The organism is Deltaproteobacteria bacterium (assembly GCA_022340465.1).
GTDB lineage: Bacteria > Desulfobacterota > Desulfobacteria > Desulfobacterales > B30-G6 > JAJDNW01.
Genome location: JAJDNW010000044.1, coordinates 1 through 13,197, shown reverse-complemented (window position 1 = coordinate 13,197; position 13,197 = coordinate 1). Strand labels below are relative to the sequence as shown.

General features: G+C 54.1%; 12 protein-coding genes, 1 tRNA gene and 1 pseudogene. 8 read left to right on the top strand and 6 right to left on the bottom strand.

Translation table 11 applies throughout. The annotated features are described in order from the left end of the window. Nucleotides 1-2: 2 nt before the first annotated feature. Nucleotides 3-227: a 4Fe-4S binding protein gene (locus LJE94_07485; GenBank protein ID MCG6909951.1), complete on the bottom strand. Its 225-nt coding sequence runs from the start codon at nt 225-227 to the stop codon at nt 3-5. A gap of 238 nt (nt 228-465) precedes the next feature. On the opposite strand from LJE94_07485, the gene mltG reads away from it, so the two are divergent. Next, entirely contained in the window at nt 466-1,470 is a 1,005-nt protein-coding gene (gene mltG / locus LJE94_07480; protein ID MCG6909950.1) for an endolytic transglycosylase MltG, read from the top strand. Nucleotides 1,471-1,502: 32 nt separating this feature from the next. Here the strand turns inward: mltG and nagZ are convergent, their stop codons facing one another. The 3 genes from nagZ to purM form a co-directional block, all read right to left on the bottom strand. After that, on the bottom strand, nt 1,503-2,534 hold the full coding sequence (gene nagZ / locus LJE94_07475; GenBank protein MCG6909949.1) for a beta-N-acetylhexosaminidase: 1,032 nt from the start codon (nt 2,532-2,534) through the stop codon (nt 1,503-1,505). Between the two features lie 427 nt (nt 2,535-2,961). Beyond that, nucleotides 2,962-3,957, bottom strand: coding sequence for a tRNA (adenosine(37)-N6)-threonylcarbamoyltransferase complex transferase subunit TsaD (gene tsaD / locus LJE94_07470; GenBank protein MCG6909948.1), 996 nt, complete (start codon nt 3,955-3,957; stop codon nt 2,962-2,964). Nucleotides 3,958-4,438: 481 nt separating this feature from the next. Further along, nucleotides 4,439-5,482 (bottom strand): phosphoribosylformylglycinamidine cyclo-ligase, encoded by a 1,044-nt coding sequence (gene purM / locus LJE94_07465; protein ID MCG6909947.1) that lies wholly within the window; start codon nt 5,480-5,482, stop codon nt 4,439-4,441. A 229-nt stretch (nt 5,483-5,711) separates the two neighbouring features. On the opposite strand from purM, the gene LJE94_07460 reads away from it, so the two are divergent. The 7 genes from LJE94_07460 to LJE94_07430 all read left to right on the top strand — a co-directional run bounded on the left by LJE94_07460 (nt 5,712) and on the right by LJE94_07430 (nt 11,501). Beyond that, entirely contained in the window at nt 5,712-6,878 is a 1,167-nt protein-coding gene (locus LJE94_07460; GenBank protein MCG6909946.1) for an aminotransferase class I/II-fold pyridoxal phosphate-dependent enzyme, read from the top strand. Nucleotides 6,879-6,995: 117 nt separating this feature from the next. After that, nucleotides 6,996-8,312: a homoserine dehydrogenase gene (locus LJE94_07455; protein MCG6909945.1), complete on the top strand. Its 1,317-nt coding sequence runs from the start codon at nt 6,996-6,998 to the stop codon at nt 8,310-8,312. 218 nt (nt 8,313-8,530) lie between these two features. Continuing rightward, on the top strand, nt 8,531-9,136 hold the full coding sequence (thrH, locus tag LJE94_07450) for a bifunctional phosphoserine phosphatase/homoserine phosphotransferase ThrH (protein ID MCG6909944.1): 606 nt from the start codon (nt 8,531-8,533) through the stop codon (nt 9,134-9,136). Then, nucleotides 9,133-9,543, top strand: a complete 411-nt coding sequence (locus LJE94_07445) for an acyl-CoA thioesterase (protein ID MCG6909943.1) — start codon at nt 9,133-9,135, stop codon at nt 9,541-9,543. Before thrH ends, LJE94_07445 begins: the two co-directional genes overlap by 4 nt. Continuing rightward, a complete protein-coding gene (locus LJE94_07440; GenBank protein MCG6909942.1) occupies nt 9,540-9,854 on the top strand; it encodes a DUF167 domain-containing protein in 315 nt (104 codons plus the stop codon). The genes LJE94_07445 and LJE94_07440 overlap by 4 nt, the downstream gene beginning before the upstream one ends. 102 nt (nt 9,855-9,956) lie before the next feature. Continuing rightward, nucleotides 9,957-10,033: transfer RNA gene (locus LJE94_07435), tRNA-Met, on the top strand. 202 nt (nt 10,034-10,235) lie between these two features. Next, nucleotides 10,236-11,501: a hypothetical protein gene (locus tag LJE94_07430; protein MCG6909941.1), complete on the top strand. Its 1,266-nt coding sequence runs from the start codon at nt 10,236-10,238 to the stop codon at nt 11,499-11,501. 147 nt (nt 11,502-11,648) lie between these two features. Here the strand turns inward: LJE94_07430 and LJE94_07425 are convergent. Both LJE94_07425 and LJE94_07420 read right to left on the bottom strand, forming a co-directional pair. Continuing rightward, nucleotides 11,649-12,091: pseudogene (locus LJE94_07425) on the bottom strand (thermonuclease family protein). An 895-nt stretch (nt 12,092-12,986) separates the two neighbouring features. Beyond that, on the bottom strand, nt 12,987-13,197 hold a 211-nt coding region (locus LJE94_07420), incomplete at its 5' end, for a hypothetical protein (GenBank protein MCG6909940.1).

Below are 13,197 nucleotides of genomic sequence, written 5' to 3'. Positions count from 1 at the left end.
CGTCAAGCCTCGGGTCGTGTTGTTTCTTCGGTGACGATTTCGATAGCCAGGTCCGGGCATCTGAGCTCGCAGAGTCTGCAGCAGATGCAGTCTTCGGGCCTCGCGGCAACCACCTTGTCCTGGTCGTCCAGTTCGAGCACCGCTTTGGGGCAGAAGTGCACGCATATACCGCAGCCCTTGCACCATTCCCTGTTGATGAGGTGTTCCTTCAGTTTCGGTTTCGCCATGGGGTAATCCTTACGTTAGAAACGGTCAACCACTTTTAAAAACGGCAAGTACGGTCCTGAGCCGTGGAAGAAAACAATCGCTGTTTCTCGCTTTGTGGCACGCGTCGGTGCGTGATCATCGACGGCAACCGGTCTACAGTTCGTTGCTTATTGATTTTACCGTTGAATGTCAATATATATGACTCCTCGGATCCTGGTTTACACGTAACCATCGAAACGCCCGGGCTTGAGGAAAGGCATGCAGAAGAAGATCATCATTGTCGCGGTGGTATTGCTCATCCTCGTGGCACTGGCCGGCGGCGCCTTGCTGAACCTGCTTAATTTCGCCGCCAGGCCGGGGAGCGTGGAGGGTGTCGAACAAGACGTAGTGATCCCGCCGGGCCGGGGACTGAAGGCCACGGCCGCCGATCTGCACGCCCGCGGCATTGTCACCGACGCGTTTAAATTCAACCTGTACGCACGCCTGAAGGGGGATGACAAGCGCATCAAGGCGGGAGAATACCGGCTGTCGTCTTCGTATAGCCCCAAAAAGATCCTGGGCATCATTGTCAGCGGAAAGGTGCGGCTCTACAGGATTACCATCCCCGAAGGCTTGAACCTGGTGCAAATCGCCCGGATGATGCCGGCCGCCGGTTTGGGATCGGAAAAGCGCTTTACGGCGGCCGCCAATGATGAGGAATTCGCCCACAGGCTGGACATTCCCGCAAGCTCCTTCGAGGGCTATCTTTTTCCGGACACGTATCATTTCCCCAGGGGCGTTTCGGCCCAAAAGATAATCCAGACCATGGTGCAGCGGTTCCGGCAGGTGTTCAAGCCGGCGTGGGAAGCGCGCGCCCGGGAAATCGACATGAGCGTTCATCAGGTGGTGATTCTGGCTTCCATCATCGAAAAGGAGACCGGCGAGCCTGCGGAGCGCCCGCTCATTTCTTCCGTTTTCCACAACCGGCTGCGAAGGGGCATGCGCCTGGCCAGCGACCCCACGGTGATTTACGGCATAAAGGATTTCAACGGCAACCTGACCCGCAGGGATCTCAAGACCCGGACCCCTTACAACACGTATAAAATCAAAGGCCTGCCCCTGGGGCCCATTTCCAATCCGGGTGCCGGGGCCCTGGAGGCCGCTTTGTACCCCGCAGACACGGACTATCTTTACTTTGTTTCCAAAAAGGACGGCACGCACCAGTTTTCCAAAACCTATGCGGCGCACGAAAAGGCGGTGCGGAAGTATCAATTGCGGCGTTGACAGCGCGAGCGAATGACTACAAATACCGCGCGTCAGCGCAGGTATAGATCTTTTAATTTCATTATGCGCGTCAGGGCATCCATCCCTTTGGCGGCGAGGTCCGGGTTGTCTTCGTGGATGCGCAGAATTTCCTCGAAGGCTGTTTCGATGGCAGGCCCCTTGTGGCAGATCAGGGCGATATCGACCTCGGCTTGCAGCACACGGTGAACCGTGGTGGGGGTGTCGAAATGGGCGGCCACGGCCCCCATGTCAAGGTCGTCGGTCATCACCACGCCCCGGTAGCCCATTTTTTTCCGCAGCAGTTCCGCGCATATTTTTCTGGAAAGGCTGGCCGGCCATACCTCGTCCAACCGGCGGTAACAGATGTGCGACAGCATGATGCCCGCCGTTCCTTCGCGGATAGCGGCTTCGAAGGGCGGCATGTCGCATGCTTCCAGTTGACGGGGCGTTGCCTCCAAAAAGGGAAGGTCGAGATGTGAATCCAGGCGGGTTCTTCCAATGCCGGGAAAATGCTTGGCCACGGCCATGACGCCTCCGGCCTGAAGCCCCCGGATGACGGCCATGCCGAGTTCGGTCACCCGGATGGGGTCATCTCCGAAAGACCGGTCTTTCATAACGCCCTCCGGGCCCGGCAGGGCCACGTCCAGAACCGGCGCCATATTCATGTTGAAGCCGACGGAGCTCAGTTCCCGGGCGGTGACGTCGGCAAAATGGACCGCGTCCCTGCGGGTTTTCATGTGGGGGTTGCCCGGAAATTCGGTGAAGGGCGGTCTGAGGCGGGCGACCTTGCCGCCTTCCTGGTCGACGGCGATAAAGAGCGGCGGCTGACCGCAGGATGCGGCGCATTGCTGGGCCGCGGTGCACAGGTTTCGAACCTGTTCCGGGTCGGCGATGTTTTCGGCAAAGAGGATGATACCGCCGACCTTCAGCGTGCTGATGAGGTGTTTCAGTTCCGGGCCGAAGCGGGTTCCCTCGAATCCCACCATGAGGCGCTGACCCGCTTTTTGAGAGGGGGTGAAGTCCTTGTATGGCATGCGGGGGGTGTTGTTTCGTATTGTGTTCATATCATCGACGGATTTTTCAACGCTTGGATCTGTATGCCGGTTGCGCAATGCATCCAGCATCGAGGATCCAGCATCCCGCTTACGGCAGGAATAGATCCCCGCGCAGGAGGCTGTTTCATTATTCACCAAATAGTGCTACCAGGAAAATTTTTCAGGGCTAAAGATCTGACCTACATTGATAACAGTTTGGTTCTGTCTATCTGTTTGCCCGATCATGTAGCGCAGGGTTTTAAACCTGCCAAAGCGGATTGCGACACAGCCTCCTGCGCAGGGATGACGGGGGTTATAAGTTAAAATTCTGACTTCTGATCTCCGACCGCTTTCTCTGTGCACGGTATACGGTTCAAGGAACCAGGAGCCAAGGATCAGAGGCCAGATGCTTTGATATTGCCTTGCGCCATACGTTTTACATCTCACCTCTCACGCTTTACACCTTACGAGAGTACACGTCACAATCCAAATCCGATGTCTCGCCGCGGCGAAGATAGTGATAACCGACGGCTGCGATCATGGCGGCATTGTCGCCGCACAGGTCCGGGGGCGGTATGTGGACGGCGAGGCCCTTGCGGGCGGCTTCCTCCACGACCCTTTCGCGCAGACGGTCGTTGGCGGCGACGCCTCCCACGATGGCCATGTGATCGCACCCTTTGCGACGGGCGGCATTGAGCAGTTTGTATGACAGGACGTCCACGACGGCTTCCTGGAAGCCGGCGGCAATGTCCCGGATGAGGTGTTGGTCCAGCGGCCCCCTGGCCTGAATGATCCGGTTCACCCCGGTTTTTATGCCGCTGAAGCTGAAGTCGTAGGCTTCTTTGTCGAGGTAGGGCCTTTTTAAGACGACATGGGACGGATTTCCCTGAGCGGCCATTTCACCCACGATCCGGCCGCCTGGATAACCCAGCCCCAGCATTTTGGAGACTTTGTCGAACGCTTCACCGACCGCGTCGTCGCGCGTCTGTCCCAGCAGCTGCGGGTCGGTGTGGGCCGTGACATGGTAGATGGCGGTGTGCCCGCCGGATACGAGCAGGGCGACAAAGGGGAAGGGCGGCGGCTCGGGGCCGAGAAAGACCGAATTGATGTGGCCTTCCAGATGATCTACGCCGATCCAGGGCAACCCCATGGCAAAGGCAAAGGCTTTGGCAAAGGAGAAACCCACCAGCAGCGAGCCGACCAGGCCGGGCCCCCGGGTTGCGGCCACCCCTTGAATATCGCCGGCTCCGACCCCGGCAGCGTCCAGGGCTTCCTTAACGACGGGGACGATGGCCTCGATGTGTTTGCGCGAGGCCAGCTCGGGCACCACACCGCCGTACGGGTGGTGTACGTCGATTTGAGAGGCGACGATCGATGAGCGAATCAGATGTCCGTTTTGAACGACCGCAGCGGCGGTTTCATCGCAGGATGTTTCTATACCGAGTATCAGCATCATCTGCCCTGGGGCCGTCATTTACCCTTCGTTCGTGATTAGGCCTTGGGCCGTCATTCGCCCTTCGGGTGTTATTTGCACTTCGTGCGTCATTTATTGTCACTTTTAGCAATAAGCTTTCAAATACTATGAATTACGCGCGTCAGCGCAAATTACGGCCGGAGGCCAAATAACAGCGAAGCGAATGACCATCGATGCCGCGCGTCAGCGCCGGTCGCCCCGCCCGGGGCGGCTTGCAGATACCCCTCAGGTCTTGCAGGCGGACGACCCGTTCTGTCCTTTTTCGATCCACTTCAAGAATTTGGACAACAGCGAACCGAGTCGACGACATGTGTGTTTGATGACAGCCATTTTATCAGGGAATACAACGTGTTATTACGGGACACGGGGGCCGGGTGCGATCGTGTACGCTTTCGACAGCCGCTGCCCATCCATAAACGGTCAATGCGCCCATTTCCGGGCGGGCATCAGCCGGTTTGGATCACACCCATTCAATCCGTTCCTTCCGGTCCTTCCTTTCAACGATTTCGCCGATTACGAATGCTTTTTCGCCGAGAACGTTCAAGCGCTCCAGGACATCCTGCACCGCCTTTTCGGGGACGACGGCAACCAGGCCCAGCCCGTTGTTGAACGTTCGCATCATTTCGTGGTCTTTGATTTTGCCGGCTTTTTGGAGGAAGGCGAAAATGGGAGGTACGTCCCAGCTTCTTTTGTGCATGACAATGCTGCAGGCATTTGGGATGACACGGGTGATGTTGTCCTCGAAACCGCCGCCGGTGATGTGGGCCAGGCTCAGCACCGGCAGGTTTTTAATCATGCTCTGGATGGAGTTGACGTATATTTTGGTCGGCGTCAGCAATTCCTCTCCGAGGGTTTTTCCCAATTCCGGCACGTGCGCGTCGAGACTCAGCTTCAGTCGTTCGAAACAGATTTTCCGGACCAGGGAAAAGCCGTTGCTGTGCAGTCCGCTGGAGGCGACGCCGATCAGTTGGTTGCCCACGTGGATTTCAGATCCGTCGATGATCTTGTCGTTGTCCACGATGCCCACCGTGAAGCCGGCAAGATCATATTCGTTCTCTGCGTAGAGACCCGGCATTTCCGCGGTTTCACCGCCAATGAGGGCGCACTGGGCCAATTTGCACCCTTCGCCGATGCCGGCAATGATGCTCATGGCCACGTCGTTGTCTAACTTGCCCATGGAGATGTAATCGAGAAAAAAGAGCGGCAGGGCCCCTTGCACGGCGATGTCGTTGACGCACATGGCAACCAGGTCGATGCCGATGGTGTCGTGTTTTCCACTCATGAACGCCAGTTTGAGCTTGGTGCCGACACCGTCGGTGGAGCTGACCAGAACCGGCCTTTCATAGTGGGCGGTGTTCAACGAAAAGAGGCTGCCGAAGCCGCCGATATCACCCATCACGCCGGCCTTGTAGGTCGCTTTGGCAATTTCTTTTATTCCTTTAACCAGCAGATTGGCTTTTTCGATGTCCACACCGGCATCCGCATAGGTGAGCGATTTGTCCATTTCTATTCCCGCCGTTTAATGTTTAACGAAAAATTAATCGTATTCGCTTTAAAAGTCAAAACAAATTTTTGACATAAGCGCCGAAGTCCTGTAAATAATTATGTTATTTTATCAGTCACAAGCATTCGAACGTTTCCGTCAACCTCCGTGCCAGCGGCCCGCCGGCCGGTTTCCAGGTAGCGGGCCGCGAGCGTGATCGGGTGCAGACGGCCACGGAAGGAGTGTCAGCATGACGAAGTTTGCCAGATTGGACCGTCTTCCACCCTATGTATTTGCCACCGTCAACCAGATAAAGATGGATGCAAGGCGCAACGGGGAGGACATCATCGATCTGGGGATGGGAAACCCGGACCTGGGAACGCCGCAACACATCGTCGACAAACTGGTGGAGGCGTCGGGAAAGCCCCACAACCACCGTTATTCGGCCTCCATGGGGATTACCAAGCTACGCATGGCCATTGCCGACTGGTACAAGCACAGGTTCGACGTGGATATCGACCCGGAAACGGAGGCCATCGTGACCATCGGGGTGAAGGAGGGAATGTCCCACCTGATCCTGGTGACCATCAGGCCGGGTGACGTGGTTTTTACGCCCAATCCGACCTATCCCATTCATCCCTATTCGACCATCATTGCCGGTGGCGATGTACGGGGCATACCGGTGGGGCCGGAAAGCGATTTTTTCGAGAATCTGATAGCCGCCACCCGGCAAACCTGGCCCCGCCCTAAAATTCTGGTGATCAGCTACCCCCACAACCCCACGACCGAGGTGGTCGACTTGACGTTTTTCCAGAAGATCGTGGATTTCGCCAAGGACCACGACATGATGGTGATTCACGATTTTGCTTATGCGGACATCGTTTTCGATGGCTACAAGGCCCCCAGTTTCATGCAGGCCAAAGGCGCCAAAGAGGTCGGCGTGGAGTTCTTTTCGCTGTCGAAGAGTTACAGCATGCCCGGCTGGCGGGTGGGTTTCTGCGTGGGCAACAGGGAGACCGTGGCCGCCCTGCGCCGGATCAAAAGCTATCTGGACTACGGCATTTTTCAACCCATTCAGATCGCGTCCATCATCGCCTTGAAAGGCCCCCAGGATTGTGTCCGGGAGATTTGCGACACCTATCGGGACAGGCGTGACGCCCTGATCAGCGGGTTGGAGCGCGTGGGATGGGATATCAAGAGCCCCAAAGGCACGATGTTCGTCTGGGGGAAAATTCCGGACCAGTACCTGCACATGGGATCCGTGGAGTTTTCCAAATTCCTGATCAGGGAGGCCCAGGTGGCCGTGTCGCCGGGACTGGGATTTGGAGAGTATGGGGACGACTATGTCCGTTTTGCCCTGATAGAGAACAACATGCGCATCAACCAGGCCGTGAGGGGCATTCGAAAGATAATGTAATACAAAATATTCCCACGAAAGGCCCTGCCGTGCGATTATTTTGTTTTATTTATTGCGTTCTTTCGTGATAAAAGGTGCTGTTTTTGCCTGAAATAAAAAAATGAAGGATTTCGTTTCATGAAAACGATTCAAATTGGTCTGCTCGGTCTCGGAACCGTGGGGACGGGTGTCGCCCGCATGCTCACGGAAAATATGGACGTGCTCGAGGCGCGCGTGGGGGTTCCGCTGGTTTTGAAATCCATTGCCGACATCGACATCGAGAAAGACCGGGGGATCGCCATCGACAGGCGGATTCTGACAACGGACGCCGCCAGGGTCGTCGACGACCCCGGAATCGACATCGTCATCGAGATGATCGGCGGGGAGGGTATTGCGAAAGAGCTCATGTTGCGGGCCATCGATAACGGCAAACAGATCGTCACCGCCAACAAGGCGCTCTTGGCCAAACACGGCAACTACATATTCAAAAAAGCCGCGAAAAAGGGCGTGGACGTGGCCTACGAGGCCAGCGTGGGCGGCTGCATGCCCATTATCAAAACCGTGCGGGAGTCACTGGTCGGCAACCGCATCCAGTCCATTAGCGGAATCCTAAACGGCACCTGTAACTATATTCTGTCGAAGATCACCGACGAGGGCGGAACGTTTGAAGACACCCTGGCGGATGCCCAGGCCAACGGGTATGCCGAGGCCGACCCCTCCCTGGACGTAGACGGTTTCGACACGGCCCACAAACTGGCCATCATGGCGGCCCTGGGGTACGGCATGGCCATCAATTACGACGACATCTACATCGAAGGGATTTCCAAGATCACCCCCCTGGACATCGAATTTGCCGCTCAGTTCGGATACCGGATCAAGCTGTTGGCCATCAGCAAGCTCAAGGAGGGGATGGTCGAGGCCAGAATTCACCCCACCATGATTCCGTTCGACAACATCCTGTCGAACGTGAACGGCACCCTGAACGCGGTGGCGGTTTCAGGGGACGCGGTGGGCGATATCCTCCTTTCCGGCCACGGCGCGGGGATGATGCCCACGGCCAGCGCCGTAATCAGCGACGTCGTGGACCTGGCCCGCAACCTGATGGCAGGTATTTCCGGCAGGGTCCCGTTGCTGGGATGCCTGGCGGAGCGGGTCGGCCGGATTCCGATCATACCGGTGGAGGACCTGCGGACCCACTACTATTTCCGATTTTCCGCACTCGACAAACCCGGCGTGCTTTCCAATATATCGGGAATCCTGGGAAAATATGAGATCAGCCTGAAATCGGTGCACCAGAAAGGCAGAAAGACAAGCGGCTCGGTGCCGTTGGTGATGCTTACCCACAGCGCGTTGGAGGCCGATGTGAAAAGGGCCCTTGAGGAAATAGAGCGTCTGGACGTGGTCGGGGAAAAGCCGGTGTTGATCCGCATAGAAGACGAAAGGGAAGGGACGTGAAAGCGGCCGGAAGAATTATGAGACAGGATTAACAGGCTCTTATGAATTCAACGAAGCCCTATGTCGTCTATTTGTAAATAGTCGCTTCGTTCCGTTTTCCCTTTACCCATAACTATCATGTAACTCCTGTTAATCCTGTCAGATACCTATAACCATAGACTTGATGCCCGAAGCAATTTTATACAACTTTTTCCAAAGCCATGATTATAAGGAACCACATGGAAATCATCTGCTGCGACATGGAAGGCATCTTCACCCCCGAGATCTGGATCAAGGTGGCTGAAAAAACCGGTATCGAGGACCTGCGGCTGACGACGCGGGATATTTCCGACTACGACGTTTTAATGCAAAAGCGCCTGGGCATTCTCAAGGCGAACGGCTTGAAGCTCAAAGACATCACCGACGTGATTCAAACCATGGAACCGCTGCCGGGCGCCTTCGAATTCCTGGAGTGGATGCGTTCACGAACGCAGGTGATCGTCGTTTCCGACACCTACGTGGAGTTCGCCAAGCCCCTGATGAAGAAGCTGGGGTGGCCGACACTGTTCTGCAACTCCCTGACGGTGGACCGGGAAGGCGCAGTCGTCGATTACAACCTGCGCCAGAAGGATGGAAAGCGCCAAACCGTCCTGAGCCTCAAGCAGCTCGAATACGAAATTATCGCCGTGGGCGATTCCTACAACGACATCACCATGCTCAAGGAGGCCGAACAGGGCATTCTGTTCAACCCGCCGGATAGTGTCCGCGACGAGTACCCGGAGCTGCCGGCCACCTACAGCTACGATGAACTGCAAGCCGTGATGGAAGAGATGCTGAACCCATGAAATTTCACCAGACCAATTACCGCGTCATTTACGCCGACACCGACAACATGGGGGTTGCCTACCACGCCAACTACCTGAAATGGTTCGAGGTCGGTCGGACTGAAATGTTCAGGTCCTATGGCCTGAGTTACAAGGCCATCGAGGAGAAAGGGTATATCATGCCGGTTTCGGAAGCCTACTGCAAGTATTTGGCGTCCGCGGCGTACGATGACGTTATCACCATCGAAACCTCGGTGGACACCTCCTTCCGGGCCGGCATGAAGTTCGAGTACCGCATCTTCAGGGCCGAGTCCGGGGAGAACCTGGTCAAGGGATTCACAAAGCACGCCTTTGTGAATGCCGACGGCCGCATCGTCCGGCCGCCTGGTTTCATAAAAGCGGTCCTGGAAAGGGAGGTGGCCGGGTGAGGCCGGGCGGTCCCGACCGCGGATTGGCATTCAAGGTCTACGTACAACCGCGGGCGTCGAAAAATCAGATCGTGGGACGCCACGGGGATGCACTGAAGATCAAACTCAAGGCCCCGCCGGTCGAAGGCGCGGCCAACAAGATGTGCGTCCGGTTCCTGGCCGAATGCCTTGGCCTGCCGAAATCCAAGGTGGAGATCAAATCCGGGCACTCCAGCAGGACCAAGCTGCTGCTGGCAACGCCCAGGGAGGGAAGCGACCGGGAAAAAGAGCGCCGGCGGCTGGACGCATTGATTCAGTCGTGGATGAAGTAACACTGGTCGGCAGATTGGAAATGAATAAAATCGTAAAATGATTTTATTTCCCCTTGACAAACCGCCAATGGTCTGCTAACTTATCACATTTGCAAGCAATGATGCGGGGTGGAGCAGTCTGGTAGCTCGTCGGGCTCATAACCCGAAGGTCGTTGGTTCAAATCCAGCCCCCGCTACCAAATATATCAAGGGGTTACAGGCGAAAGCTTGTGACCCTTTTTTAATTTTGTGTCCCTATTGTGCACCAAGTGCTTTTTATAAGGTTGTTTATGGAAGGGCGGGGAAAATAAAATCAGCGATAAATTTGACAAAATAGATTTAAAGCCACCTACCGGCTACAGGGATATTACGCGATTCTTCGTTCCATTGGCTCTCCAGGCAATGGCACAGGCTTTTTCCCATCCTTTGGTGGCTATGGTGGCATCACGCGGAGAAGGTGGGCCATTAAATCTCGCGGGCATAGTCCAATCTGGCACAGTCATGTTTTTTTTAGGCATTTTTGCTATTTATTACATGACCACGGGTATGGTGTTTGCGAGAACCCGTGAAGGCTATAAAACCTTTTGGCGGGTTTGTGTCTGGTCCGGGATATACATATGCTTGATTCAAAGCATGCTGTGCATCCCTTCGGTTTCGCATCTAATTTTCGGACGTATTATCGGTCTGCCCCTATCTATCGAGCAACCAGCCCAAATCACTCTATTGGCAGCCGTGCCTCTACAGTTTTTCTTTTTTTTGCGAATCCCTTATCAGGTTGCATTATATAATGCACTTGCCACCGGACGTGCCAGTTTTGCAACTATCGGTCGAATCATTTTGACTGCACTGCTCTCTTGGCTTTTTTGCTTCATAGGTTTAGTCGGGCCAATCTGGGCCATAGTATGTTTGACTATCCCGGTATTACTTGAGGTCGTTATTTCCATGCTGTTAGCCAGGGACTTCCTTCGCCGACTGTCATCTGCTGTCAAACCCGCGCCCAAAGCCCGGGAAATCTTTTTTTTCAACCTGCCGCTTGCGACAGGGGGAATATTCTTGGCCTTGTCAATCCTGATCCTGAGTGCCTTTATTGCGCGTGCCCCGGAGCCTGAACGGATTCTTCCGATCTTTTTTCTGGCCATCGGATTGGCAAATCCGGTTGCCTATGCTGCAACTCGTATTCAGGCGGTGGTTCTTGCTTTTCCGCCCTCACAACATACTGAAACACCGATTATCCGTTTTACCATTGTCGCGGGTCTAATTCTGGGCCTTTTACCGCTGCTTTTTATTATTCCAGGATTAATTGAGTTCTATTATGTTGCTCTCCAAAAAATAGACCTAAACGAGTTAGCCTTGATTCGTATCATCGCTATATCCCTCATCACCTTCCCTTTTGCAGTGGCATTGCGTGCGTATAGCGAGGGTCTCGCAGCATGGGAGAAAAAGCCTATGGCGGTACTTACCGGCCATGGTGTCTATATGGTGATAGTCCTCATAAGCGGTTTTCTCGCATTCGTATTGGGAGTTCCGGGCTATCTGATCGGAGGCATTAGTTTAACCCTGGCCAGCTTGGTATCAGCTTACATCATTCGTATATTTTTGAATTGGACAAATGCAAAACATCTCCCGGTGGGGCAGACCACGACACCCGTGGCACAGGTTCGGTACTAAAAATTAGGAGCCTCCATACCGCGCAAACGAAAGAAACCCGAAATCCGTTTCCGGAAATCGGGTTTCTGATGTGGTTGTCGGCCGTTTTTAATAACACGGGACACAGGTTTTCTAATCAGCGGTTTCGTTCAAGATCTCATTTAACCCTCACCATGGTTTAGGTGTCATCTCAATCTTACCCCAATCGACGTATATAACGATTTTCAGCGCATTGACGGCAAGATAATGGCAACAGCGGTTCGCGTAGCCCGATTTCCACCATGACCGTTTCTTCCTCAGCCACTCCCACAGCGGCACAGGATCAGGATCAACCCATAGCCCTCGTTTAGCCGATCGTGCCTCAAATTCCAGCTTAGCAAGCTCAGGATCACGGCTATATTTCTTATAGTGCCACGCCAGACCCGCAGACAGGAGTTCCTTGTTCGGTTCTTGTCGCCAGCAAATACGAAACCGACGATACGACCATACCGGTCGGTATCGGTCTCCCAGACTTTGACGATCTTACCGGCGACCAGATTTTCCGTGAACTGTTTGGCCTTCTGGTCATAGGGCTGGCCTTTTTCTGGGCAGTCGATAGCTGCAAGGCGAATTTTTACCTGCTTGCCGTCCTTGAGGACCTTGATGGTGTCACCATCGGAGACGCCAACGACCTTGCCTTCCCAGAAGTCGGCATAAAGGAGGGCGGGTGGGGTGATTAATTTTGCATGGTGTTGATATGCTGACGTTGGTTATGGTATCAGTATGTTGCAATGTCAAACGCTGGTGTTGATAACATCCATCGGCAACAGCTATTTTTTCGTCCGAAAAGGCACGATGGTCTCTTACTATCACCACCGAGCGGAATTTATTTTTATGGTACCAAATGCCTTGATTTAAAATGCCTTGAATTTTAAGATCACATCCTCGTATCTTTAATTTACAGAAACTGGCAAGCTATCTGCAAATTGTCAACCAGCCATATCGGTGAACGTATGATGACCAGATATTCAAACAAGCACTTGCTTGCGTTGGTATTGCCTTTGTTTCTGTTTCTTTGTTTTGGCTGTAGGGAGGTATCAAAAAAAGCACTTGTCAAAGATATCGGTATATATCAGGGCTATATTGATGAAATCCATGCCGACCCATACCGCATGATACCAAGGAAGGATTTTAAGCTTAGTGCGGAAAAAACAAAACAGGATGTTTCCCGCCTGGATAACAACACGATACCGATAATAGACTGCTTTTTCATTCTTCAGGAACTGTCGGCGAAAATTCAAGACAGGCATACTCGGATACGATAATTGAAAGGGACAGGCACTTAATAAAACTTTCAATAATATCCGCTCTAAAAAGAGCTTTCCAGCCTTCATGTGCGTCAAACCCGGCAAGATAATCGCCGGAAACATAGTGATGGGCGGATGCTTTAAGGGGGGGAGTTATCGTGCGGGCGCACGCCGGCCCTTTAAACCGGCTGAAAACACTGTAATAGGGGAGGTTGTCTGATCAGATCAATTCAGAAAGCCGTTTCAGGGAGTAGATCCCCGAAAGGCCCTGAATCGGTTTGGGTACTTTTTCGTTTTTCGACTGAAAATGATGCTTGAACTGCTGGTAGTGTCTGGTGACGAACTCCCTGGATCCGATGATGCCCGAGTCCGTGAAATAGCGCGTGCGATAGCGCAGACGGCTGGCCCGGGTGATCTTGAAATCGTTTCTC